This window comes from Halomonas sp. PA16-9 (genome assembly GCF_009728585.1).
GTDB classification, from domain to species: Bacteria; Pseudomonadota; Gammaproteobacteria; order Pseudomonadales; family Halomonadaceae; genus Vreelandella; species Vreelandella titanicae.
Genome location: NZ_CP040451.1, coordinates 2,250,563 through 2,275,310 on the forward strand (window position 1 = coordinate 2,250,563; position 24,748 = coordinate 2,275,310).

The 24,748-nt window shown below is 53.5% G+C and carries 17 protein-coding genes, 1 tRNA gene, 1 other RNA gene and 2 pseudogenes; 10 read left to right on the forward strand and 11 right to left on the reverse strand.

Annotated elements, in window-relative coordinates:
* Window positions 1-13 precede the first annotated feature (13 nt).
* The 4 genes and pseudogenes from FDY98_RS10380 to betI form a co-directional block, all read right to left on the reverse strand.
* A pseudogene (locus tag FDY98_RS10380) lies at window positions 14-2,499 on the reverse strand (acyl-CoA dehydrogenase).
* Between the two features lie 229 nt (window positions 2,500-2,728).
* Window positions 2,729-4,397: pseudogene (gene betA / locus FDY98_RS10385) on the reverse strand (choline dehydrogenase).
* A 201-nt stretch (window positions 4,398-4,598) separates the two neighbouring features.
* The gene (gene betB, locus FDY98_RS10390; RefSeq protein WP_027959237.1) at window positions 4,599-6,068 is read right to left on the reverse strand and encodes a betaine-aldehyde dehydrogenase; all 1,470 of its coding nucleotides are present in this window, start codon (window positions 6,066-6,068) and stop codon (window positions 4,599-4,601) included.
* A gap of 23 nt (window positions 6,069-6,091) precedes the next feature.
* Window positions 6,092-6,712: a transcriptional regulator BetI gene (gene betI / locus FDY98_RS10395; RefSeq protein WP_009286516.1), complete on the reverse strand. Its 621-nt coding sequence runs from the start codon at window positions 6,710-6,712 to the stop codon at window positions 6,092-6,094.
* 229 nt (window positions 6,713-6,941) lie between these two features.
* On the opposite strand from betI, the gene FDY98_RS10400 reads away from it, so the two are divergent.
* The 7 genes from FDY98_RS10400 to FDY98_RS29465 all read left to right on the forward strand — a co-directional run bounded on the left by FDY98_RS10400 (window position 6,942) and on the right by FDY98_RS29465 (window position 13,643).
* The gene (locus FDY98_RS10400) at window positions 6,942-7,880 is read left to right on the forward strand and encodes a choline ABC transporter substrate-binding protein (protein WP_009286517.1); all 939 of its coding nucleotides are present in this window, start codon (window positions 6,942-6,944) and stop codon (window positions 7,878-7,880) included.
* Window positions 7,881-7,980: 100 nt separating this feature from the next.
* Window positions 7,981-8,057: transfer RNA gene (locus FDY98_RS10405), tRNA-Met, on the forward strand.
* Between the two features lie 52 nt (window positions 8,058-8,109).
* Window positions 8,110-8,206: signal recognition particle sRNA small type (gene ffs / locus FDY98_RS10410), an RNA gene on the forward strand.
* Between the two features lie 527 nt (window positions 8,207-8,733).
* Window positions 8,734-9,810, forward strand: coding sequence for an HlyD family secretion protein (locus tag FDY98_RS10415; RefSeq protein WP_027959238.1), 1,077 nt, complete (start codon window positions 8,734-8,736; stop codon window positions 9,808-9,810).
* Window positions 9,807-12,527, forward strand: a complete 2,721-nt coding sequence (gene rbbA / locus FDY98_RS10420) for a ribosome-associated ATPase/putative transporter RbbA (protein WP_027959239.1) — start codon at window positions 9,807-9,809, stop codon at window positions 12,525-12,527. The genes FDY98_RS10415 and rbbA overlap by 4 nt, the downstream gene beginning before the upstream one ends.
* A gap of 1 nt (window position 12,528) precedes the next feature.
* Window positions 12,529-13,443 carry an ABC transporter permease gene (locus FDY98_RS10425; protein WP_442907912.1) on the forward strand — a complete coding sequence of 305 codons (915 nt, stop codon included), beginning with the start codon at window positions 12,529-12,531 and terminating at the stop codon, window positions 13,441-13,443.
* 14 nt (window positions 13,444-13,457) lie between these two features.
* Window positions 13,458-13,643: a hypothetical protein gene (locus FDY98_RS29465; protein ID WP_442907913.1), complete on the forward strand. Its 186-nt coding sequence runs from the start codon at window positions 13,458-13,460 to the stop codon at window positions 13,641-13,643.
* Between the two features lie 118 nt (window positions 13,644-13,761).
* Here FDY98_RS29465 and FDY98_RS10430 read toward each other — a convergent pair whose 3' ends face one another.
* The 7 genes from FDY98_RS10430 to FDY98_RS10455 all read right to left on the reverse strand — a co-directional run bounded on the left by FDY98_RS10430 (window position 13,762) and on the right by FDY98_RS10455 (window position 19,719).
* On the reverse strand, window positions 13,762-14,076 hold the full coding sequence (locus FDY98_RS10430; RefSeq protein WP_027959241.1) for a chaperone modulator CbpM: 315 nt from the start codon (window positions 14,074-14,076) through the stop codon (window positions 13,762-13,764).
* A gap of 3 nt (window positions 14,077-14,079) precedes the next feature.
* Entirely contained in the window at window positions 14,080-15,012 is a 933-nt protein-coding gene (locus tag FDY98_RS10435; RefSeq protein ID WP_027959242.1) for a DnaJ C-terminal domain-containing protein, read from the reverse strand.
* 247 nt (window positions 15,013-15,259) lie between these two features.
* Window positions 15,260-15,994, reverse strand: coding sequence for a hypothetical protein (locus FDY98_RS27725; RefSeq protein WP_340146472.1), 735 nt, complete (start codon window positions 15,992-15,994; stop codon window positions 15,260-15,262).
* Window positions 15,995-15,999: 5 nt separating this feature from the next.
* Window positions 16,000-17,106, reverse strand: a complete 1,107-nt coding sequence (locus FDY98_RS27730; RefSeq protein WP_340146473.1) for an ATP-dependent metallopeptidase FtsH/Yme1/Tma family protein — start codon at window positions 17,104-17,106, stop codon at window positions 16,000-16,002.
* A 54-nt stretch (window positions 17,107-17,160) separates the two neighbouring features.
* Window positions 17,161-17,487: a TraR/DksA family transcriptional regulator gene (locus FDY98_RS10445; RefSeq protein ID WP_027959244.1), complete on the reverse strand. Its 327-nt coding sequence runs from the start codon at window positions 17,485-17,487 to the stop codon at window positions 17,161-17,163.
* 178 nt (window positions 17,488-17,665) lie between these two features.
* Window positions 17,666-18,124 (reverse strand): hypothetical protein, encoded by a 459-nt coding sequence (locus FDY98_RS10450; RefSeq protein ID WP_027959245.1) that lies wholly within the window; start codon window positions 18,122-18,124, stop codon window positions 17,666-17,668.
* 566 nt (window positions 18,125-18,690) lie between these two features.
* Window positions 18,691-19,719 (reverse strand): zinc-dependent alcohol dehydrogenase family protein, encoded by a 1,029-nt coding sequence (locus FDY98_RS10455; RefSeq protein WP_027959247.1) that lies wholly within the window; start codon window positions 19,717-19,719, stop codon window positions 18,691-18,693.
* Window positions 19,720-20,080: 361 nt separating this feature from the next.
* Here FDY98_RS10455 and FDY98_RS10460 point away from each other — a divergent pair, with 361 nt between their 5' ends.
* The 3 genes from FDY98_RS10460 to FDY98_RS10470 all read left to right on the forward strand — a co-directional run bounded on the left by FDY98_RS10460 (window position 20,081) and on the right by FDY98_RS10470 (window position 24,730).
* The gene (locus FDY98_RS10460) at window positions 20,081-20,581 is read left to right on the forward strand and encodes a hypothetical protein (RefSeq protein WP_039858552.1); all 501 of its coding nucleotides are present in this window, start codon (window positions 20,081-20,083) and stop codon (window positions 20,579-20,581) included.
* A gap of 477 nt (window positions 20,582-21,058) precedes the next feature.
* A complete protein-coding gene (locus FDY98_RS10465) occupies window positions 21,059-21,883 on the forward strand; it encodes a zinc-dependent alcohol dehydrogenase family protein (RefSeq protein ID WP_340146474.1) in 825 nt (274 codons plus the stop codon).
* A gap of 183 nt (window positions 21,884-22,066) precedes the next feature.
* Complete coding sequence (locus FDY98_RS10470; RefSeq protein WP_155705812.1) at window positions 22,067-24,730, forward strand: bifunctional acetate--CoA ligase family protein/GNAT family N-acetyltransferase; 2,664 nt, start codon at window positions 22,067-22,069, stop codon at window positions 24,728-24,730.
* The last annotated feature ends 18 nt before the right edge of the window (window positions 24,731-24,748 follow it).

Genomic DNA, 24,748 nt, shown 5'->3' on the forward strand with positions numbered 1-24,748 from the left:
TGAAAAAGAGGTATTACTTAACGTTTTCTTCCTCCTGCTTAGGCGCTACCACAGGTTTTCCGTTGTGCTCGATCAGCGTGGACTTATTCTTGGCAAAGGCATCGTAGGCAAAATCGTCCACGGTGAGCATTTCCAGTACTTCGGCCTCGAAGGTACGCATAAAGTCGGCATCCTCTTCATTGATCAGGCCTTTTTCCAGACCGGCTTCTACACGTGCCTCAGGATGCAGCGCCGTTTGCGGGAGTTTGCCTTTAGCATACGCCTTGTTCACCGTGCGGTAGATCGCCTCGGCGCGTTCATAATCGACCAGCAAAGCGTTGTAGCGCGCCAGCGGGTTGCGCTGTTCACCGTCGTCTGCATCCCAGGTGTTTTCCAGCAGCTTGGTGCGCAGGGCACTGTGTGTAGACACACGCTTAGCGATATCCCGGGCCAGGTCATCGTGGGGTTTATTCCAGCGGCGACCGGTGGGCATTACTACGGCGTTGAGCGTTTTACCTAGCGCACGGTTGGGTAGATTATCGAAAATCTCCACAAACGCCTGCTCGGCACGCTGGAGCAGGAAGCGGCAGCTGTAGTGCAACAGCGCCTCTTCGCCTTCTACTTTACTGCCTGCCTGCCACTGCTTGAGTACCATTGAGGTGAGATAGAGGTTAGACAGCACATCCCCCAGCCGTGCAGAGATCATTTCACGTTTCTTCAGCGCTGAACCCAGGCTTGCCATGGCAGCATCGGCACACAGGCCAAAGCCAGCGGAGAGGCGGGCAATATCCTGGGCATAGGCGGCGGCGGGGCCGTCGAAGGGTACGCTGGCTTTACCAATGCCAAAGCCGAGGGTAAAGGCGCGCGCAGCGTTACCAAAGATCAAGCCCGCGTGACCGAAGAAGGCTTATCGAACGCCTGCATATCGTTGGCGTCTTTGGCGGCCAGTTCTTCTAGTACGTAGGGGTGGCAGCGAATAGCACCCTGACCAAAGATCATCAGGTTGCGGGTCATGATGTTGGCGCCTTCCACGGTGATCGCCACCGGGTTGGCGCTGTAACCGATACCGAGGTAGTTGCGCGGGCCAAGAGTGACCGCCTTGCCGCCGTGAACGTCCATCGCATCGCTAAGCAATACGCGCTGGAACTCGGTCAACTGGCTCTTCATGATGGCTGAGGGCACGGCGGGTTTTTCGCCGTGGTCGATCATATTGGCGGTTTGATACACGGTGGCCTGGGAGATATAGGCCAGCGCCGTCATGCGGGCGAGGGGCTCTTGCACACCTTCCATTTCGGCAACCGGCACGTTGAACTGACGACGAACACGGGTGAAACCGCCGCTCCAGCCCAGGGCGTAACGCGCGGTGCCGGTGGCGCCTGACGGCAGCGTGATGCAGCGGCCGATAGACAGACACTCCACCAGCATCCGCCAGCCCTGGCCGATCATGTCTGGGCCGCCAATGATGGTGTCCAGCGGAACAAAGACATCTTTGCCGATAATCGGGCCGTTCATAAACGGGCTGCCGATAGGGTGGTGACGGCGGCCGATTTCCATGCCGTCGGTATTGCGGGGAATCAACGCCAGGGTAATACCGCGATCTTCTTCGTCACCCAGCAATTTTTCCGGGTCAAACAGACGGAAGGCAAGACCAACGACTGTGGCGATGGGCGCCAGAGTGATCCAGCGTTTTTCGAAGTTAAGGCGCAGGCCGATCACTTCTTCGCCGTTAATGGTTTGCTTACATACAACGCCAGTGTCTGGCAGCGAGGTAGCGTCAGAACCTGCGCGGGGGCCGGTGAGGCCAAAACAGGGGATCTCGCGGCCATCGGATAAGCGCGGCAGGTAATGATCTTTCTGCTCTTGGGTACCGTATTTAAGCAGCAGCTCGCCAGGGCCGAGGGAGTTGGGTACGCCCACGGTCACCATCAGGGTTTCATTGACGGAGAGCTTCTGCAGTACCATGGACTGAGCCTTAGCCGAGAAGCCAAGACCACCGTACTCCTTCGGAATAATCATGCCGAAGAAACCCTCTTTTTTCAGGTAGTCCCAAAGCTGCTGGGGCAGGTCGGCGCGCTCCTGGGCGATGTCCCAGGCGTTGCACATGCCAGCGGCTTTCGCACACTGATTGGCTAGGAAGGCTTTCTCATCGTCGCGTAGGCCATCGTCTTTAAAGGCGAGCAGTTTTTCCCACTGGGGTTTGCCTGAAAATAGCTCTCCGTCCCAGGAAACGCTGCCCGCTTCCAGAGCTGTGCGCTCGGTGGCGGAAACTTTGGGGGCGACTTTTTTAAAGGTGGCGAATAAGCGCGGTGTGAGCCACTTGCGACGCAGTGCAGGCAGGCCTGCCACGGCTACTGCCGCAGCGCCAAGAAGCAGCAGACCACCAATGATTTCCGCGTCAAACAGTAGGCCAACAAGGCCTAATACGCCAAACACAGCTAGCGCCGCGGGAGCGCCTGCTTCGCGACGCATGACCACGAGCAAGCCGACAATGGCGAGCACGATCAGAAGTAGGGTGAGCATAGGTTATCTCTCTTTTTGCTGGCCACTGTTGCAGGCCGACTGTTGTTAATAAAACGCGAGTAACATCGTTGTTGAGATATTGAGTCGAACACTTGTTTGAATATTGGCAGATGGGGCTATCACACGCAAGTTTTTAGGCACGTTTGGCGTAGCTTGTTCCTTTAACGTAGCCAAAAAAAACGCCATGGCGACAAGCCATGGCGTTTGGAGTAAAAAACAGACTAAATGTTCAGGCGCGTTTGGCCGGTGCTCCGTTGGCGACGTAATAGTCAACGCTGGCACGGGGAAGCGGCTCATGGCCTTTGATACGGTCGGCGATTTTCTCGGCCAACATAATGGTGGGCGCATTCAGGTTGCCGGTGGGAATCACCGGGAACAGTGAGGCATCTACGACGCGAAGGCCTTCAATACCATGGACACGACCCTGGCCGTCGGTGACGGCCATTTCACCCTCGCCCATACGGCAGCTACCGCAGGTGGTAGGCGGTTTCGGCGTGCTGTTTGACGAAGGCATCGAGCTCGGCATCCGACTGCACGTCGGGCCCTGGTGCTATCTCGCGACCACGGTATTTATCAAAGGCTGGCTGAGCGATGATATCGCGAGTCAGGCGAATAGCATCGCGGAACTCTTCCCAATCTTTCTCTTTGGCCATGTAGTTGAACAGGATGCTGGGCGCGGCGTGTGGATCTTTCGAGGTAAGTCGAATACGACCACGGCTTTCTGAACGCATGGAGCCAACGTGGGCCTGGAAGCCATGGGCCTGCACCGCGCTCTTGCCGTTATAGCTAATGGCAATGGGCAGGAAGTGGTATTGCAGATTGGGCCACTCCTCTTCATCGCGGCTGCGGATAAAACCACAGGATTCAAACTGGTTGCTGGCGCCCACGCCGGTGCCATTGAACAGCCATTCAGCACCAATTTTGGGCTGGTTGTACCACTTTAGCGCGGGGTAGAGCGAGATGGGTTCTTTGCACTCGTACTGGATGTACATCTCCAGGTGATCCTGGAGGTTTTCACCTACGCCGGGCAGGGGTGAACCGTCTCGATACCCAGTTCCTTCAGCAGTTCAGGGTTGCCGATGCCTGAGCGCTGCAGAATCTGCGGGGAAGCGATGGCGCCACCGCACAGGAGTACTTCACGGCGGGCGTAGGCCTGCTGTTTTTCGCCTTTCTGCTCATAACGTACTCCCACCGCACGTTTACCTTCGAATTCAATAATATCGGTAACGCATGGGTTTCGATGGTGAGGTTGTGGCGCTGTTTGGCGGTATCCAGGTAGCCTCGGGCCGTTGATGCGCGGCGGCCTTTGGGCGTGACGAAGCGATCCATAGGGCCGAAGCCTTCTTGCTGGTAGCCGTTAACGTCTTCGGTTTCCGGGTAGCCAGCCTGCTTGCCGGCTTCAATAAAGGTGCGATAAAGCGGGTTGTTATCCGCTTTGGGCGTGGTCACGCTGACCGGGCCGTCGCCACCGTGGTAGCTGTTGGGTCCAATGTCGCGGGCTTCGCACTTTTTGAAGTAGGGCAGGCAGCTTAGGTAGTCCCAATCTTCGAGGCCGGCTGTTTGGCCCAGTTGTCGTAATCGAGTGCATTACCGCGGATATAGCACATGCCGTTAATCAGTGAGGAGCCGCCCAACCCTTTGCCACGACCACACTCCATGCGGCGACCATCCATATGTGGCTCGGGGTCGGTTTCAAACGCCCAGTTGTAGCGCTTGCCCTGTAGTGGGAATGCCAAGGCAGCGGGCATTTGGGTGCGGAAATCGAAGCGGTAGTCGGGCCCGCCCGCTTCTAACAGCAATACGCTGACGTTGCTGTCTTCGGTGAGGCGGGTAGCGAGCACATTGCCCGCCGAGCCTGCACCGATAATGATGTAATCAAATTCGCGTGGTTGAGACATAGTGTCTCCTTAAGAAATCTGGCGAGTCGAGGAAGTGAGCCGGTAGGCATAAAAGCGAAGCGTCTTTTCAGGGCCGGAAAGTGCTCCATGCGATTCCAGCATTCCCGCCATCCTTGGCGGTCAGATGAAAAAGCCGAGCACCCATGGGTGGGTTCACAGCGTCTTCGTGTTATGCCTACCGGCGGAGCTTAGTGCTTAGAGTTAAAACACTGACTCAAATGGCCCCATCTCGATTTGTACCGACTTGGTCTGGGTGTAGTGATTGAGCGTCTCAACACCATTTTCGCGACCAATGCCCGACTCTTTATAGCCGCCTACCGGCATCTCCGAGGGTGACTCACCCCAGGTGTTAATCCAGCAAATACCCGCTTCCAACTGGTGGATCACGCGGTGGGCGCGGTTCAAGCTTTCGCTGAAGACACCGGCGGCCAGGCCGTAGGTGGTGTCATTGGCGCGGCGAATGACTTCCGCCTCATCATCAAAGGCGAGTACCGACATCACCGGGCCAAAGATCTCTTCGCGCACGATACGCATCTCATCAGTGCAGTCGGTAAACACGGTGGGTGCAGCCCAGGCGCCATTGGCAAAGCTACCAGTGTTCCAGTCGTCGCCACCCACGAGCAGGCGAGCGCCTTGCTCTTTGCCCAGGGCTATATAGGAGAGCACTTTCTCCTGATGCTCGAAGCTGACTAGGGGACCAAAGTTGACGCTGGGATCCATGGGGTCGCCTGCTTTGATGCGCTTAACGCGCTCCACCAGTTTGGCTTCAAAAGCATCTTTAACGCTGCGCTCAACAAATACCCGCGTGCCGTTGGTACAGATTTGGCCGCTGGAGTAGAAATTGGCCATCATGGCGGCGTCTGCAGCGCGATCAAGGTCGGCATCTGCAAACACCAGCAGCGGCGATTTGCCGCCCAGTTCCATGGTGACGTCTTTCAGCGTTGAGCTAGCAGCGGCGGCCATCACTTTCTTGCCGGTGCCTGCTTCGCCGGTGAACGAGACTTTGGCGATGCCTGGGTGCTCGGTGAGCATGGCGCCCACGCGGCCGTCGCCCTGAACCACGTTAAAGACGCCGTTGGGCAGGCCTGCCTCGGTAAAGATTTCCGCTAGTTTCATCACGGTCAGCGGGGTCACTTCGCTGGGCTTGAATACCACTGCGTTGCCTGCCGCCAGCGCCGGGGCGGCTTTCCAGCAGGCGATTTGGATCGGGTAGTTCCAGGCGCCAATGGCACCAATGACACCCAAGGGCTCGCGGCGAGTGTACACAAAAGAGCTGTCGCGAAGGGGGATCTGGCTGCCTTCAATAGCCGGCGCCAGGCCCGCGTAGTACTCCAACGCATCTGCGCCGGTAACGATATCGACACTGGCCGTTTCGCTTATCGGCTTGCCGGTATTGCGGGTTTCAAGCTCAGCTAGCTCGTCATTGCGCTCCCTCAGCAGCGCGACGGCGCGCAGCAGGATGCGTGAGCGCTCCATGCCGCTCATCGCGGCCCACTCGCGCTGGCCGCGCTGGGCTGCGGCGACCGCGGTGTCAACATCCGCTTGGCTGGCTTGGCCGATAGTGGCCAGCAGGCTGCCATCGAAGGGGTTGGTAACGGTAAAAGTATCGCCTGAAGTGGCGTTTACCTGGCGACCATCAATATAAAGTGGCTGTACGTCTTGAGCGGCCATGTCGATCTCCAAGAATCAGAAAATTAAAGGTAAATATTGGATGCTTTGTTGGTGCATCCATGATGAGCAAAAAGCTGGTCGAGATAGGTGTGGGCAAGGTAGCGGGCCTCTTCGGCGTCAAGGCCTTCTGGCGTTAGTGCGCCACGCAGCCATAGCCCATCAATCATGGCGGCTAAGCCGCGTGCTGCGTTGCGGGCTTCTACGCGGGGCATAACACGTCGGAACTGGTGACATAAATTGCTGTAAAGACGGCGATCATTGACGTTTTGCAGACGCTGCAGCATAGGCTTATGCATGCTGCTGGCCCAGAACGCTAACCATGTCTTGGCGGCGGGGCCGGTGACCTGAGTGCGGTCAAAGTTACCCTCAATAATGGCACCGATATGGGCGCGGGGAGAGTCGTCTTCCAGCGCATGGCGACGCACCGCAACGGCTCCGGACAGGTCGGTCAGGATTTGCCGCATCGTCGCTTCCAGCAAGCCATCTTTACCGCCAAAGTAGTGGCTGATAATGCCCGCTGACACGCCCGCATGGCGGGCAATTCGCATCACGGTAGTTTCGGCTAAGCCGACTTCATCAATGGCTGCCATAGTCGCGTTGATTAACTGCTGGCGGCGTATCGGTTCCATTCCCACCTTTGGCACGACGTTCTCCTAATTCGTTGAATGCCTAACAGGGTCGTTGCTTGAAACCCGAGCGTAGACATGATTACCTAACAATGATGGCATTTTTTTATTGAACGTTCAATCAATAAAAAGACAGCGGTGATTGCTACGCACTGCGACCACTGCAGCAACGGAGTGTTCGTATCTATGTTTTGGAAATACGTATTGGCAATATGTATTGGCAATAAGCTTATAAAAGGGGACTACGATGATGAGCAGAACTTCTTCACGCTATGCAGGTGCTTTATTGCTGGCAGCGGGTCTGCCAACGGCAGCCTATGCAAACGAGTGCAGCAGCGTGCGCTTTGCTGAAGTGGGCTGGACAGATATTACCGCCACCACTGCGCTCGCCAGCGAAGTCCTTGAAGGGCTTGGCTATGAGCCAAGCGTCGATACAGTTTCCGTTCCGATTGCCTACGCCGGTATGCGCAACAATGATTTCGATGTCTTCCTGGGTAACTGGATGCCCTCGATGGCCTCTATTAGTGACCCCTATATCGAGCGCGGTGAAGTTGAGCGCTTGGCGACCAACCTGGAAGGGGCGAAGTATACCCTGGCAGTGCCTCAGTACGTTTACGATGCGGGGGTAACGTCGGTTAACGATTTGGCCGAGCATGCGGAGCAGTTTGAGCGTAGCGTGCACGGCATCGAAGCGGGTAACGACGGTAACGAGCTCATTGAGCAGATGATCGATGATGATGCTTATGGGTTAGGCGATTGGCAGGTGATCGATTCCAGCGAAGCGGGAATGTTGGCGGAACTGCGCGCCCGGGTACCCAATGAGCAGTGGATGGTGTTTTTGGGCTGGGAGCCGCACCCCATGAACTCTAACTTCGATATGGCTTATCTTGCTGATGCCGACGACTATTTTGGCCCAAATTTAGGCGGCGCGACTGTGCACACGAATACCCGAGCGGGATTCGTGGATGAGTGCCCGAATGTGGGTACCTTGCTGCGCAATATGACCTTCACGCTGGAAATGGAAAATCAGCTCATGAGCGCGATCATGGATGATGGCGAAGATCCCCGTGATGCCGCACGTGACTATTTGAAGGCTAATGATAGCCTACTGGACGAGTGGTTAGACGGCGTTACAACACGAGACGGCGAGCCAGGTGCAGAGGCCGTGCGCGCCGCTATTCAGTAAGTCAATTTCGATACGCTTTGTTGACTAGCAGGGCAAGCCGGAATCCGGCTTGCCTTTCGTCATTAAGGTAGGCATAATCTGCACCCGTTGATGAGGGAAAGGCTACGTAGCTCAGCTGGTTAGAGCACATCACTCATAATGATGGGGTCCCCTGTTCAAATCAGGGCGTAGCCACCACATCAGCCTCAGCACACTTAATATATAACAGAGTGTGCCGTTATGGTGGTCCCTTAGGTCCTCCCGCAACGCTAAACTGCGAACCCCGCCAGGCCCGGAAGGGAGCAACGGTAGTGGTGGCTGCGTGTGCCGGGATGTGGCTTTTGGGGCCGCCTCCATTTCTGATTTTCCCTTCGATCCTGCCTCAGTTACGTGTCATAGCTTTATGTAGTTATCCTTCGAGAGCTGTGTTGCCATGTGCCTTCTATAAACATTATTCTGTAAAAAGCATAATGATCCACATGTTTCATGTTTGGATTTCTTTATACTATTAGGCACCCGCTACATTTAAACCACCGAAGTTGACATATCACGAAGATAGTCGCTGGTTTCCCTGGAGTCGTATCGACGACATGGTTACTTGGTATGCAGCCTCGCTTCTGCTTCATCTAAAGCAAGTGACTTATACTTCGCGCAAGCCTTTTTCAAGTCTAGCCTCCTACTCAGCAGGGACAGGCTCTTAAGCCTAGTGTCATTCAAGAATTGATATCAGGAATGCAAGATATTTGGAGAATATTCTTGATCTGTATCACCAAATGTACATTTTCCAGTTTCATGGTGGTTGTAAAGGTCAATAATGACATCAGTCGTTATCTTTTTTCCTACTGAATAATTAGAGAATCAAGGAAGCTCTGTTGTGTCCTCCAAGCTGAAAAAAGTGTTATGGCGAATATTAATAATTGCTGGAGTTGTATTCATTGCCGGTGTGCTGGTATGGCTGGAGTTCCGACCCGATGGGCTGGGTGATGGTTTTGTCAGCGGTAATGGAAGGATTGAAGCGACAGAAATCGATATCGCTACCAAGCAGGCGGGGCGCATCGAAGCAGTGTTTGTTGGCGAAGGAGAGCAGGTCGAGCCGAATCAGCTTTTGGTGCGTATGGACACGAAGGTGCTAGAAGCCGAGCTGGGACAGGCCATGGCACAGGTTCGACAGGCCGAGAGCGCGACACGCACCGCCCAGGCACAAGTAGCTCAACGACAGAGCGAAAAAACGGCTGCCGATGCCACCGTTCTGCAACGGCAAGCCGAGCTAACGGCGGCTCAAAAGCGTTATGAAAGAACTCTGGCATTGGTCGCTCGCAATGCTTTGTCAAGGCAGCAACTCGACGATGACTTAGCCCGCTTGGAGAGTACCGAAGCCGCGTTGGCGGCAGCGCGTGCGGGTGTACTCGCTGCCGTGGCGGCTATTGAGGCAGCCGATTCACAGGTCATTGAGTCACAGGCGGCCATTGAGGCGGCGAGCGCCACGGTGGACAAATTAGAGGCAGATCTTGAAGACAGCCAGCTGCGCAGTGACCGGGTGGCTAGGGTTCAGTATCGTGTCGCTCAGCCCGGTGAAGTGCTGTCAGCGGGGGGCGTGGTACTCAATCTCATCGATCTGACCGATGTGTATATGACCTTTTTCCTGCCCGAGCGTCAAGCCGGGCGTGTTGCGCTGGGTGCTGACGTGCACTTGGTGCTAGATGCAGCACCTCAGTATGTGATCCCGGCTAACGTCAGCTACGTCTCCAGCGTGGCCCAATTCACGCCCAAGACCGTGGAAACGGCTAGCGAACGTGAAAAGTTAATGTTTCGAGTTAAGGCTCGTATCGACCCTGCGCTACTTGAACAGCATCTGGATCAAGTCAAAACCGGTTTGCCGGGCATGGCCTATCTCAAGCTTGATGATACGCTCGATTGGCCCGAAGAACTGAAGGTCAATGTGACGCCATGATCCCTGATAAACCTGTGGTACAGCTTGAAGGTGTCAGCTTGCGCTATGGTTCAGTGCATGCCTTATCTGGCCTAAATTTGGCCATCCCCGCTGGCAGTATGGTGGGATTGATCGGACCCGATGGCGTGGGTAAGTCCAGTCTGATGGCCCTGATCGCCGGTGCCAGGAAAATTCAGCAGGGTAAAGTTGTCGTGTTAGGCGGTGACATGGCAGAAGGGCGACATCGCAAACAGGTGTGCTGGCGGATTGCCTATATGCCTCAGGGGTTGGGAAAGAACCTCTATCCCACTCTGACAGTCTTTGAAAACCTCGATTTCTTCGGCCGACTATTCGGTCTGGATCGCCGGAACCGGCATAGTCGTATTGCCGAACTTGTGCACAGTACTGGGCTGGTTGGGTTCACGGAACGTCCTGTCGGCAAGCTCTCCGGCGGAATGAAACAGAAACTGGGGCTATGTTGTGCGCTGATCCACGATCCCGACCTATTGATACTCGATGAACCCACCACTGGCGTCGATCCTTTGTCACGCGCCCAGTTCTGGGAACTGATTGGTAGGATACGGGGCAAGCGCCCAGGTATGAGCGTACTAGTTGCCACTGCCTATATGGAGGAGGCTCGAAGTTTCGACTGGTTGGTGGTCATGAATGAGGGACAGGTACTGAATACTGGCTCGCCCCACGATCTGCTGGCAGCGACGGAAAGCGCAACGCTTGAGGAAGCTTTTATCAGGTTATTACCCAAGACTAAACGGCGCAGGCATCGAGACTTCAAGATAACGCCGCGTCAACCTGATGCCAATATAGCCATTGAGGCCCATGGACTTACCAAGCGGTTCGGCGATTTCGTCGCCGTGGATCACGCTGACTTTCGTATCGAACGCGGTGAAATATTTGGTTTCCTGGGATCTAATGGCTGTGGAAAGACCACCACGATGAAGATGCTCACTGGGCTACTATCCGCCAGTGAAGGAAAGGCATTGCTATTCGATAAGCCCGTCGATCCACGCGATATCGCTACGCGCCGTCGGGTGGGCTACATGTCCCAGGGTTTTTCTCTCTATACGGAACTGACGCTTCGTCAGAATCTTGAATTGCATGCGCACCTGTTTCATCTTCCTAAGGCTGAGCGCTCCCTTCGCGTGAGGGAGATGCTGGATCGTTTTGACCTCACAGCAGTGGCTGACAAATTACCGACAGCGCTTCCCCTAGGTGTGCGCCAGCGGCTGTCGTTGGCGGTGGCTGTTATTCACCGTCCTGAGTTATTGATTCTCGACGAACCCACCTCTGGAGTGGATCCGATTGCACGCGATGATTTCTGGCTGCTGTTAGGGCAGATCTCCCGTGGAGAGAGAGTGACGATCTTCATCTCCACCCACTTCATGAACGAGGCAATGCGCTGCGACCGAATTGCCCTGATGCATGCAGGGCGCGTATTAGCCACCGACACCCCTGCGGGGCTACTAGCGTCGCGTGGCTTACCCACACTAGAAGCTACCTTTATGGCGTACCTGAAGGAGGCTAGCAAGATAGATGAAGCCGAGCCCGAAAAGCCGACAACTACCTCTCTAAAACCGCACCCGTCGACCCGGTCAGGCGGGCTGACCGTTAGCCTGCGTCGTTTGTTCAGCTATACCCACCGAGAGACCCTGGAGCTACGTCGCGATCCGATACGCGCCACGCTGGCGCTGCTGGGTAGTCTGATCCTAATGTTTATCATGGGATATGGCATCAATATGGATGTCGAACATCTGACCTATGCCGTGCTCGATCGTGACCAGACCACTACCAGCCAAGCGTATACTCTCAATCTAACGGGATCGCGTTATTTCACCGAGAAGTTTCCTCTGACCGACTACACCGATGTACAGCAACGTCTACGCAGCGGCGACATTAGCCTGGCGGTGGAAATTCCGCCAGGGTTTGGCCGCGATCTCAAGCGTGGCAATGTGCCCAAAGTTGCTTACTGGGTCGACGGATCCATGCCGGTCAGGGCCGATACCATCAAAGGGTATGTGGAGGGGATTCATGCTGAGACCGTAGCTCGTTTGAGTGAAAGTGCTGGAACCTCTTCTCCTGTCGAGATTGCCATTCGCTACCGCTACAATCCCGATGTTAGAAGCCTGCCAGCCATGGCCCCGGCGATGATCCCGTTACTGCTCATGCTGATACCGGCGATGCTTACTGCACTGGGAATCGTTCGTGAGAAAGAGCTCGGTTCTATTATCAATCTTTACGTCACGCCGGTTTCTCGGTTGGAATTTCTGCTTGGCAAGCAGTTGCCCTACATAATGCTGGCGATGATCAATTTCGCCACCTTAGTGACGTTCGCCGTTCTGGCCTTTGGCGTCCCAGTGAAGGGGAGCCTGCTGACATTGAGCCTAGGAGCGCTGCTCTATGTCGCCTGTTCCACGGGGATGGGATTGTTGATGTCATCGGTTCTGCATAGTCAGATTGCCGCTATCTTCGGTACCGCCATCGCTACACTGGTGCCTGCGATCCAGTTTTCGGGGCTACTCTCTCCGGTTTCTGCGCTGCAAGGAGGGGCGGCTGTCATTGGACATATCTACCCCACTAGCCATTTTCTGATTATCAGTCGAGGCGTGTTTTCCAAAGCGCTTAGTTTGGGAGATTTGACACCGTATTTTCTGGCCCTGCTGATTACTATCCCCGTACTGACGTTGTTTAGTGTTTTGGGGCTTAGGAAGCAGGAGCGCTGACATGGCCAGGTTTGCCAATATTCTGCAACTGGGTATCAAGGAAATACGCAGCCTGTATCGCGACCCGGCTCTGATGTTACTGATCGTTTACTCGTTTACTTTGGGGATCTACCTGAGTGCCACTGGCGAGCCGGAGGCGCCGTTCCGGGCTAGCGTAGCCATCGTCGACGAGGATCGATCTCAGGCATCCTTGCGTATTGTTAATGCCTTTCAACTTCCCTATTTTTTGCCGCCCGAATTTATCGATATTGGCCAGATGGATCGCGGCATGGATGCGGGGCGTTATACCTTTACACTTAATATTCCTCCTAACTTTCAGCGTGATCTGCTGGCCGCTCGACAGCCGACCGTTCAGTTGAATGTCGATGCTACCCAGATCAGCCAGGCATTCACGGGAGCTGGGCATATCCAGCGGATTATCAGTGATGAGGTGGCCGATTTCATCGGAGCATACCAGCAATCATCACCGGGCCGCATTGAGGCAGTGGTTCGTGCTGAATTCAACGCTAATCTCAACCGAACTTGGTTCGGCGCCATTAATGAAGCTATCAATCAAATCACCATGTTGTCGATTATCCTGACAGGAGCAGCGTTGATCCGTGAACGAGAGCACGGCACCATTGAGCATTTGTTGGTCATGCCGGTCACCTCGTTCGAGATCATGTTGGCCAAGGTCTGGTCGATGGGGTTGGTCGTGCTGCTGGCTTCGGTCTTCGCACTACGCATTATCGTCGAGGGTTGGCTGCAAGTACCTCTTCGCGGCTCGCAGATGCTCTATCTTTTCGGCGCCACGCTACTGCTGTTCGCGACCACATCGATGGGGATTTTTCTGGGTACGATGGCGCGCTCGATGCCGCAATTGGGGCTATTAATCATTCTGGTACTGATTCCCTGCAGATTCTCTCGGGCGGGATGACACCGCGTGAAAGCATGCCAGATCTAGTGCAGCGCATTATGTTCGTCGCCCCAACCACTCACTTTGTCGAGCTTGCTCAGGCCATTCTCTTTCGTGGCGCCGGATTGGGAATTGTCTGGCCGCATTTGTTGGCGCTGGCCATCATTGGAAGCGTGTTCTTCTTTGGCGCCTTGGTAAGACTTAGAAAAGCACAAGAATGATTCAGCCAGCTACTTTCGGCGCGTTGTTTATGGCCGAACAAACCCTGGAGCAGGGGGCAACGGCAACATAAATCAATGCAGCATTCATCAATCCCATAAGTGGTCATGGACTAGCGACTTAATGGAAGGGCAGTCCAGCCGCTCTGAGCCGTCCTTTTAGTCGCTCAATCTCCTCAAACAAGTCGGCGACCAGAGCGGCTAGCTCTGGGACAGCATCGAAATCGTACTCCATTTGGCGAAGGCGGCGAGCCCGAATAAGATCGTGGCTGGTGAATCGCCATTGAGAGACGTAGTGAGTGCCATCGCCGAGCATGCCGCTCTCGACCCGCTCTTTCACCCATTGCCTTTCTACGGCGCATGCATGCGCGAACTCTTCCAGTGTAAGGGTAGTTTCGTCGAGTATTTCACCATCGACTATGTTGTTTTCAACCATGATCTACCTCTTTTGACGCGGGTTGAATGGTATGTCACGCGCCATACTTTCATACAGTTGGCGTGCCTTATCGGTATTGGCCGGAGGTAATACCACGTTCAGGACGAAATAGAGATCACCAGGCTCAGAACTGGGAATGCCTCGGCCTTTCAATCGTAACTTTCTACCGCTTTGGGAACCTTTGGGCACTTTCAGTTGAACCTGTCCAGAGGGTGTGGGCATCGTGAGAGACGTACCGAGAGCGGCCTCCCAAGGTGCAACCAGCAGGGTTGCGAACACATCTTTGCCTTCCACGCGATAGTCGGGGTTCGGTGTAAAGTGTATTTCCAGATAAAGGTCGCCGGACTCGCCCCCACCTGTACCAGGGTGGCCCTGTCCCGCTAAGCGGATATGCTGACCTTCAGTGATACCCTTAGGAATGCGCACCTTGAGATTGTGCTGCTGCAGGTAGACATGTCCTTGTGGATCAGTCTGTGGCGCATGCAAAGTCACCGAGCGTGTTGCACCGTCATAGGTGTCGCGCAAGTCGATGAAAACTTTTGCATGACGATCCAATCCACGCACACGGTGATGTGACCCGGTGCTTCGCCGACCAACGTGGCTAAATAGATCGGTGAAGAAGTCACTGAACTCACCAAGGTCGACATCTTCGTAATTTCTGCCCGAGAACTCGAAACCTGCATCCCAATCTGGCGGCGGCCGGAACTCCTGCCCAGCACGATAATGCTCTCCCAGTTGGTCGTAAGCCGCACGTTTCTCGGGATCGGTAAGCACCGCCTTAGCCTCATTGATTTCCTGCATACGCAGGGCAGCATCGGGCTCCTTGCTAATATCAGGATGATACTTGCGCGCCAGCTTGCGATAGGCCTTCTTGATGTCGGGGATGGCGATAGCTCTATCGATCCCAAGTATTTGATAATAATCCTTGAACTCCACGAATCACTCCATACTTGTTCGGGGCTAAGGGGGGCGAGACATTCATTACGCAAATGTCCGTTGGCCGGCTAGATGCCTCTTTTGTTACTTTAAGAGCCTATAGTAAAAGGTTATTGTTATTTTAAAATGCCTCTCCTCGTCTTATCGTGACCATTATCAATAAATCCACACTTTGCTGTAATAGGTCAGACAAAGTAGTCATTATGTTTTTTAGTCGAGCCTATCGTACCTATGGGTCAAGAGTGCTTTATATTCGATCCGTCGCTGGCCTGTCAGCTATCTCTGCTACTTCCCCGATAGGCGGAAAATCTTGGGCGGTCAGCGTCTCACGCTCAAGCAGCATGGCGGCACCGGTCTCCAGTACCTTGCGACGGCGGGTCAGTATCTGGGTGGCACTATCAAAAGCGTCGTCGACCAGTCTGCGTATGGCAGTATCGATTTCACGGGCTGTTTCCTCGGAGTAGGTCTTGGGCTTTGCGAGCCCAAATTTGTCGCCTAGAAATGCTTGCCGGTCTTCCTCATAAATGACTTGTCCGCCTTCCTCACTCATTCCGAATCGGGTGACCATGCTACGGGCAATATCGGTCACCTTGGCCAGATCATCAGCCGCTCCAGTGGAGATTTCGTTGAAAATCATGCGTTCGGCGGCTCGGCCGCCCATCAGCACTGCCATACGACTCTTTAGGTCGGCAACCGTTTGCAGGAAACGCTCCTCTGTTGGGCGCTGGAGTGTATAGCCCAAGGCGCCAACCCCACGTGGAATGATAGAGATTTTGTGTACGGGGTCCATTCCAGGCAACGAAGCGGCGACGAGAGCATGGCCCATTTCGTGATGCGCTACTACGCGTCGCTCATGTTCATTAAGCACACGGCTTTTCTTCTCCAGTCCGGCAACGATGCGTTCCACCGCGAGTGTAAAATCGCTTAGTGTCACCGCATCGGCATCACGGCGCGTGGCTAGCAGAGCCGCTTCATTGACCAAGTTGGCTAGATCAGCACCGGTAAACCCTGGGTCAAGGCGGCTATCTGCTCGGCATCGACATCAGGCGCCAGCTTGTTGAGGTGTTTTAGATGTACATTGAGAATGGCAATACGTCCCCGCCGCTCGGGGCGATCGACCAAAACCTGACGGTCGAAACGTCCTGCACGCAGCAGGGCGGGATCAAGGATCTCGGGTCGGTTAGTCGCGGCCAGAAGTACAATCCCGGATGATGTATCAAAGCCATCTAGCTCAGTTAGTAGCTGGTTGAGGGTCTGTTCCTTTTCGTCATGACCGCCACCGAGCATACCAAGCCCTCGGGCGCCGCCGAGTGCATCCAGCTCATCAATAAAAATGATACACGGCGTGGCTTTTGCAGCTTGCTCAAAGAGGTCTCTAACTCGGGCTGCCCCCACACCGACGAACATCTCTACGAACTCGGACCCTGAAATCGAAAAGAAGGGAACGCCAGCTTCGCCAGCCACGGCACGGGCCAGTAGCGTCTTGCCAGTGCCAGGAGGACCAACCAGAAGGATGCCCTTCGGCACGTGAGCCCCCAGGCGACCATAACGCTGTGGGTCGCGCAAAAAGGCCACTACTTCCTTGAGTTCATCCTTGGCTTCGTCAATGCCAGCCACGTCGGCGAAGGTCACCTTGGTTTCGGTCTCAACATAAACACGGGCTTTCGATTTGCCCAGTGTCATCATGCTGCCAAGGCCTCCCTGACTAGATACCATACGGCGCAGGAAAAATCCCCAGATAGCGAATACGAGCAGGAACGGCAAGAGCCAAGAAAGCATAGAGGTCAGCCATGACTCACTAGGCGCACCATTGAAAGTGACATCGTATTGGGCTAGGTCATTGGCCAAGGTCGGGTCGATGCGATAGGTGGTGAAGCCAGTAGTACCGTCGGAGAGTGGCGTATTGTAGGTGCCTTTGATCCGCTCTGAACTAACATCAAGCGTGTTGATGATGCCTTGCTCAAGATGATGTCGAAACTCGGAATAGGGAATCGGTTCGTAGGAACGCTCCTCCGCAATGAAGTCCTGAGCCAATAGGACAACAATATAGCCGAAAATAAAAAAGAGGATATATGCTTGGTAACGTTTGTCCATGCTAACCTCAATGCGGCTTACTAGAGGGCCTTATTGGAGGAGGTTTCGCCCTTGTTACAGATCGGCGCAGTTTTTGCAGCGGGTTGTGTAGGGCAAGGCCTTGAGACGATCTGGTGCGATGGGCTTGTCACATTCCTCGCATAAGTCTCCGACCTGGGCAGCGATGCGTGCCAAGGCGCGTTCGGCCTGGGCCAGTTCTAGCCTGACTTCTTCCTCCAGCCGCGCGACAACTTCGTCGTTTTGAACCTCTACCGCCTGATCATCAAGATCTTTATTCAGAGCGCCACTGCTTCGATGCTGGTGTTCTTCATAGTGATGGATGCGGGCTTTGAGCTCTAACCGTAGGTTGTCTAGCAAGGCCTTTCTATCTTGAGTAGACATGATGTACCCGTTAATGTTGATTAGTAAGTTGCTCTATTGAGCGCTATATGGCATCTAATACACTTGGTACAGCTCGCGTTATGCTCAAACCTGTTTTAATCGGGCCGATGGTGGCGTTACACCCCACGGTTTTCTGAGTAAGGTCAAACAGCATGAGCGCTAGAACTTGTAGCTATGACTAAAGATCTTCCAGCTTTTCCGCGTCTCGTATCATGCGCATGATTTCGTGTTGTTCTAAAGCGAGGAGGCCATTCAATAATTCCTCGGTGGACGAGACTTCAGCCCGTGTCGATAAATAGCGATAGAGATCAATAATACGATCATGTACTGCTAGCAAAGAGCGCAAGACATCGTCAGTGCTCATGTTGGCAAAGTCTAAATTACCCAGTGTTTCAAGCTTGAAAGGGTGCTTGTCAAAGTATTCTGCACACCACGTTTGGAGCGCGGCTTTCTCTGCATCTTGCTCGCTCAACGCTATGACCCGGCTAAGCTTTTGTTCATGTTGGGAAAGATAGTCAAGTAACATGCGCAGCTTTTCATGCTGGGTGTCCCTGGCGGCGCGCTTTAGTTTATCGGCCAGATTGGCATGCAACCGCCGGGTCAGTTCCAGTATGTCTTTGATGGTTTCAACCGTCATGCCCTTGTCCTATCTCAGGTTAGCCCTTTAGAAAAAGTCGCGCGATCCTTGCAGAATTTTAGATTTCACACCAAATGCGCTCTCTTAGATCATCACTGAGCTTTGATACCTTATGCACGCGTTTTAACGTCGCTTCTGTCATATCACCAGTGATTTCGTGATAGCAGGACATCATAGATGATGGCGTTAGCAGACCCTCAAGACCCAGCATGCAGCTTGTCAGCTTACTGCAGGAAATCGCCACGGTTGAAAAGAAGTCTAGTTCGTGACGCGTTGCGTCATTCAGTGTCTCTAGCCAAATGCGCTGTAACTTGATCGCTGTGTTAGTGGATTCCATCCAAGGTTGAGACCACAAAACGAGCAAGTTGTCTGCCACGGGTGCTTTCAGAGGGTTTTTTTGATGACCTGAAGTTATCATGTTCTTGTCCTCGTTGAAGTGTTTTTGTTTTGTAGCCAGGCGAAAATTGCATTTATTTTGATTCGTTTTGTATTTTCATTAATAATCAATTAGTTCGATGTACTTAACGTCCTGATTTTTATTTTATTTAGGTCGGTGAGTTATCTTATTAGGCTGACAGCAACACTTTAATTGCATTTTCCGAAGAAGCACGCGAAAAAATATCATAGGCTTCCTCGATCTCTTTCAAGGCGAACCGATGGGTGATTAGGCTCTTCGCTTCAATGCCACCTGCCTCCAGGAAACGCATCAATACTGGAATGGTATTGGTGTTCACCAGCCCAGTGCGCACGGTAACGTTTTTGATCCATAAGTCCTCGATTCGAAATTCAACGCTGCGGCCATGCACCCCGATAATGGCAAGGCGACCACCGGGACGCAATATGCGCTGGCAGGTATCAAACGACTCGGGAATTCCTACGGCTTCCATCGCTACATCGACGCCTTCACTATCCGTGAGCTTCATTATTGTTTCGACCGGGTCAGCACTGACGGTATCGGTAGCTCCTAACTGACGTGCCACGGCTAGACGGTTTTCGTCGGGATCTACCATGATAATACGTGCGGGCGAGTAGAAACGGGAGGTGAGTAGGGCCGCCAAGCCGATCGGCCCGGCACCGACGATGGCCACGGTATCGCCGAGTTTAACTCCGCCATTGAGTGCGCCAATTTCATGACCGGTTGGCAGGATATCGCTCAGCATAAGTGCGGCGGCAGGATCGAGCCCCGGCGGCAAGTGGTAGAGACTGTTGTCGGCATGCGGGATGCGTACGAATTCTGCCTGGGTGCCATCAATTTTATGCCCCAGAATCCAGCCTCCATCGCGGCAATGCGCATACATTCCTTGCTTACAGTAGTCGCAATGTCCGCAAGAGGTGATGCAGGAGATAAGTACTTGATCTCCTGGCTTGAGGCTACTCACGCTATCACCTACTTTTTCTATGATACCGATTCCTTCGTGGCCCAGAGTGCGACCAGCTTCGACTGTAGGAACATCTCCTTTAAGGATGTGCAGGTCAGTCCCGCAAATGGTGGTTTGCGTTATCCTTACAAGAGCATCGGTGGGAGTCTCGATTATAGGCCGGGGCTTCTCTTTCCACTTCCGTTTCCCTACTCCTTCATAAACAAGTGCTTTCATCGTTTATTCCTCTTATGCAGACAATTGCTAGGGATCTCGCAATAGCTTTCAAAGAGTATAGATAATATAGGTGCACAAAAACTTGACCGTTGTCAGCTTTATAGCTTTGTTTTTTTATGCGTGTATGGTTGTTATAAAACCGGCAGCTTAAATAGCTAAGACTTGATTAGCACTACAAGGGTGAAGTTTGAGTTATTGGCTAATGGTAATGGTGGATGTTCTTTTGAGGAGTATTAATTTCTTAATGCCGTGATGAAAAATTGACAGAGATCATAGAAAATGAGCTTTCTCTCACACTAGGATGCCTCCTGAAAAACAGCCTAATGTTGGGCTATTGCTACATGGTGAGAGGGCTTTATTGATGGATAACTTGACAGCACTTAATTTTCTGCCGCAAGACCAGCTGAACTTAGCATATTTGCACGAAGTACGTGAGTTAAATCGCTACCGAGGCTTGGCATTGAGTTTTCTACCCTTTGATCCACCCATTAGTCGTTTGATGGATGCGATTGGTATGGAGTGTGTGCACAGACTTTGTAGTTTGCAGGAAGTGGCTAGCCAAATGGATCTTGGTGCTTGCGTGAGTGCTAATCAGCAAAAGGAACCTCCATTTTTCAATAAAGTTAGTAAGCACTTCTTCGTTGTGGATGAAAATATGGGGCATCACCTGCTAGTGAATGCCGAAAAAGCCGCTGAAGCGACGAGTGCTTTCTTTGGTTGGATGCTGGAAACGAATGCTACACCTGAATTGCACCAGCCTTTATTCGACTTTGTGACACAGAAAACGAAAGAGTGTTTTGTGCTTCGGGAGTGCCAAGAACAGTGGAGAGTAGGCTCTTCTGAGCTAAATCTTGCGATGTGATTAAAGCGCCGCTTTCACGCATGGTATATTCATGCATTAGAGCATATGTGGCCACGTAAAAGCGGCATACCTCCCAAAACAGCTCGTTTGTTAAGACGCTATGAAAGATGTCTCACTATCGGCTGGTATTTTTGATTCAGGAGCGTTTTAAAATCTGCGCCTTTAATATCAAGGCTGTATTTAATAGGTATTTTTATTTGAGCGATAAGGTGTTGTTTTAATTCCTTATGTTGAGTGGACTGCTATGAAAAAGCGGGCGCTGTCGAGGCAGTTTGATTGCGCTAGATCAATATTATTATGAATAAGTGATTTTATTTGCTTGATGAGCTTTTCTTCACGGGACTTTACGCTATAACTATCCATAGATTTCTAGTAGTGACTGTGAGCAAAGGAGTGGTTTGTACACAAAAGCAGCATACAAAACCAGCTAAGAAAAAGGTAACGAAAATTGGTGTTTACGGTGCTTAGGGACGTCGCATGAAGGTCATGGTGCTTGAGCAACAGGGTGGATCGTTGCAATGTCAGGAAAGGCCCATTCCTACGCCGGGAAAGGGGCAGGTACTGCTGAAAGTTGAAGCGTGCGCCGTGTGTCGCACTGACCTGCATCTGCTTGACGGAGAGCTGCCGGACATCCGTTATCCGATTGTTCCTGGGCACGAAATTATTGGTCGTGTTGTTAAGTGCGGCCCTGGTGTAGTGCTAGAGAAGGGAGTACGCCTGGGCGTTCCTTGGCTAGGGTATAGCTGCGGTAAATGCCGCTACTGTTTGCACGGGAAGGAGAACCTTTGTGATCAGGCGCGTTTTACCGGGTACCAGATAGATGGTGGCTTTGCTGAATATACCTTAGCGGATCATCGCTTCTGCTTTTCTATCAGTTCCCACTATAGCGCTGCTGAAGCAGCCCCACTGATGTGTGCTGGCCTGATTGGCTATCGTTCTCTGGTTATGTGTGGCAATGACCTGCAGCGTCTCGGTATTTATGGCTTTGGCGCGGCGGCACATATTGTGGCCCAGGTCGCAAAATGGCAGGGCATGGAAGTGCACGCCTTTACTCGCCCAGGGGATGAAGCGTCTCAACGATTTGCGCAGTACCTGGGGGCGACATGGGCAGGTAGCTCTGAACAGTTGCCGGAAGCGCCACTGGATGCCGCTATCATTTTCGCACCTGTGGGAGAGCTGATACCCCTTGCACTTCGTGCCGTGCGCAAAGGGGGAGTCGTTGTCTGTGGCGGTATACATATGAGTGACATGCCCTCTTTTCCGTATGCGCTGCTTTGGGGAAGCGGCAGTTGCGCTCGGTAGCCAATCTGACTCGCCAGGACGGTAGGGCGTTTTTATCACTGGCCTCTGAGGCGATGATCCAGACCAGGACAGTTTGCTACCCGCTCCACGCCGCTAATGACGCACTGAAGGATCTCAGGGAAGGCAAGCTGACCGGAGCTGCCGTGTTGGTGATGGGGCCATCCCTGGCATCGGAGATGTTAGATGTCGATTCGTAATTTGGATGCCCTGTTTTCACCTAGTACGATCGCTTTGATTGGCGCCAGTAACCGCCCCGGTTCTGTGGGGGCGGTACTGGCACGCAATCTTTTTGATGCTGGTTTTGCCGGGCCTGTCCTAACGGTCAATCTACGGGAGAGAGCGATCCGCTCGACCCTCAACTACCACACCGTGAGTGAGCTGCCGCTGGTTCCCGACTTGGCCATTATTGCAACGCCGCCAGATACGGTTCCTGGTCTTATACGCGAACTCGGCGAACGTGGATGTCGGGCTGTCGTGGTCATTACAGCTGGCTTCGGCGAAGGCGATTATGCCGATGGAAAAGTACTCAAACAGACGATGCTTGACGCGGCCAAGCCTTACTTGATGCGCATTGTTGGCCCTAACTGTCTGGGCATTTTAGCCCCCCATCGGGGGATCAACGCCAGCTTTGCGCATATCATGCCCCAAAAAGGCGATGTGGCCTTTGTGACGCAGTCTGGCGCGGTGGCGACCTCTATCCTCGATTGGGCGGCAGCACGGGGAATCGGCTTTTCGCATGTAGTGTCTCTGGGTTCGATGAGCGATGTCGATTTCGGCGATATGCTCGACTACTTAGCCCTTGACCCTAAGACGCATTCCATCCTGCTGTATGTCGAAGCCATTACTGAGGCACGCAAATTTCTCTCGGCGGCCCGAATGGCTTCTCGTACCAAGCCTGTAGTGGTGGTTAAGGCAGGGCGTAGCGATGCGGGGGCCAAGGCTGCATTGTCGCATACCGGAGCGCTGGCAGGTGCTGATGCCGTTTACGATGCAGCGTTTCGGCGTGCTGGGATGCTGCGCGTCAAAACACTCGATGAACTATTTCAAGCGGCAGGTACGTTGGCCACAGGGGCTCGCGTGAAAGGCGACCGGCTAGCCATTCTCACCAACGGTGGCGGCGTTGGTGTGCTTGCAGTCGATGAGTTGGCTGACATGCATGGCCGTCTTGCCGAGCTTTCCGAAGACGCGTTAGCGCGTCTGAATCATCTTCTGCCACCTGCATGGTCCCATGCCAATCCGGTCGATATTCTCGGTGATGCGCCAGGGGCACTTTACGCCGGCGCACTCGAAACTTTGAATGAGAAGGAAGCGGATGCGATTCTGGTCATGAATTGCCCGACAGCGGTCGCCGATAGCTTGGACGCTGCCCAGGCAGTGGTGGATACTCTGGGCTCACAGCGGACAGCCGTCCTCACTTGTTGGCTGGGTGAAGGTGCACCGGCTAAAGCTCGCCATTTGTTTGCGGCACACAACATTCCGAGTTACGAAACACCCGAGCAGGCCATTCGGGCCTTCGGACATCTGTTTAGTTACTGGCGAAACCAGCAAACATTAAGGGAAACGCCGCCGCCTCTTTTTAACAACAGTACTATCGATAAGAGTAGTGCGGATGCTGTGATTGACCGCGTACTGGAAGATGGGCGGAGTGTTCTAACGGAGCCAGAGGCGGTGGCCGTGCTATCAGCTTATGGCATTCCAACCGTCTCTGCTATCACGGTGCATACCCCGGAAGAGGCGAGTGAGGCAGCAAAACGGATTGGCTTTCCGGTGGTATTGAAAATCCTGTCGCGAGACATTTCGCATAAGTCGGATAGTGGCGGCGTGCAATTGAATCTTGCCTCGCCTGGTGCGGTGAAGCAGGCTGCTGAAGACATGCTTGTGTCTATTCGCCAAGTAATGTCTGAGGCGCGATTAGATGGATTTAGTGTACAGCCGATGATTCGTCGTCCTGGCGCACATGAGCTGATCTTAGGTATCGCTGAAGATAGCATTTTTGGTCCAATCATACTGTTTGGCCAGGGAGGAACGGCCGTTGAACTGATAGGTGATCGTGTGATTGGCCTCCCGCCTCTCAACCCGCTGTTAGCGCAGGAAATGATCCAGGCGACACGTATCTCAAAGTTGCTACGTGGCTATCGTGATCGGCCTGCGGCTGATCTTGAGGCGGTTACGCTCACTCTTATCAAATTGTCACAGTTGGTCATTGATTTGGAGCGCGTGGTCGAACTGGATATTAACCCGTTGCTGGCCGATACCTCTGGGGTGCTTGCCCTAGATGCACGTATTGTGGTCAGGGCCGAGCGTGATCAGCGGCGCCCGCTGGCTATTCGTCCCTACCCACAGCAGCTTGAGCAAACGATAGAAACACGCAGTGGTCAGCGCTACAGCCTGCGACCTATTCGCCCCGAAGATGAGAGTGCATTGGTCGATATGCTGCGTCACTCTTCCCCTGATGATGTGAGGCTGCGCTTCTTTGCTGCCATTCGAGGGTTTGATCACGCCTTTGCTGCTCGCCTGACTCAAATCGATTATGACCGGGAAATGGCCTTTATAGCGATGCCATTTGGCAAGCAGGATATCGCGGGAGTGGTTCGTTTATCTTCGGATCCCGACAATGAAAAAGCGGAGTTTGCGATCATGGTGCGTAGTGATATGAAGGGGATCGGGCTTGGCTATCGGCTTATGCAGCAGATGATTGATTATGCTCGTGCTGCCGGCATTCAGCAGGTGTTTGCCGATGTCCTGAGAGAGAACCATGCCATGCGGGACATGGCCAAAGAATTTGGTTTTATAGTTCAGCCCGGCCGCGATGAAGTCGATACCGTGACGGTGGCGCTCAAGCTGTAACGGTGATTGCTTATTCCT

What these genes read in the sequence shown, in the direction of transcription:
- betB (WP_027959237.1), bottom strand. Translation starts at nt 6,068, where the DNA reads ATGGCCGCTCAAGACGTACAGCCACTTTATATTGATGGTCGCCAGGTA.
- FDY98_RS10400 (WP_009286517.1), top strand. Translation starts at nt 6,942, where the DNA reads ATGATGAGCAGAACTTCTTCACGCTATGCAGGTGCTTTATTGCTGGCA.
- rbbA (WP_027959239.1), top strand. Translation starts at nt 9,807, where the DNA reads ATGATCCCTGATAAACCTGTGGTACAGCTTGAAGGTGTCAGCTTGCGC.
- FDY98_RS10425 (WP_442907912.1), top strand. Translation starts at nt 12,529, where the DNA reads ATGGCCAGGTTTGCCAATATTCTGCAACTGGGTATCAAGGAAATACGC.
- FDY98_RS29465 (WP_442907913.1), top strand. Translation starts at nt 13,458, where the DNA reads ATGCCAGATCTAGTGCAGCGCATTATGTTCGTCGCCCCAACCACTCAC.
- FDY98_RS10430 (WP_027959241.1), bottom strand. Translation starts at nt 14,076, where the DNA reads ATGGTTGAAAACAACATAGTCGATGGTGAAATACTCGACGAAACTACC.
- FDY98_RS27730 (WP_340146473.1), bottom strand. Translation starts at nt 17,106, where the DNA reads ATGGACAAACGTTACCAAGCATATATCCTCTTTTTTATTTTCGGCTAT.
- FDY98_RS10445 (WP_027959244.1), bottom strand. Translation starts at nt 17,487, where the DNA reads ATGTCTACTCAAGATAGAAAGGCCTTGCTAGACAACCTACGGTTAGAG.
- FDY98_RS10450 (WP_027959245.1), bottom strand. Translation starts at nt 18,124, where the DNA reads ATGACGGTTGAAACCATCAAAGACATACTGGAACTGACCCGGCGGTTG.
- FDY98_RS10455 (WP_027959247.1), bottom strand. Translation starts at nt 19,719, where the DNA reads ATGAAAGCACTTGTTTATGAAGGAGTAGGGAAACGGAAGTGGAAAGAG.
- FDY98_RS10460 (WP_039858552.1), top strand. Translation starts at nt 20,081, where the DNA reads ATGGATAACTTGACAGCACTTAATTTTCTGCCGCAAGACCAGCTGAAC.
- FDY98_RS10465 (WP_340146474.1), top strand. Translation starts at nt 21,059, where the DNA reads ATGAAGGTCATGGTGCTTGAGCAACAGGGTGGATCGTTGCAATGTCAG.
- FDY98_RS10470 (WP_155705812.1), top strand. Translation starts at nt 22,067, where the DNA reads ATGTCGATTCGTAATTTGGATGCCCTGTTTTCACCTAGTACGATCGCT.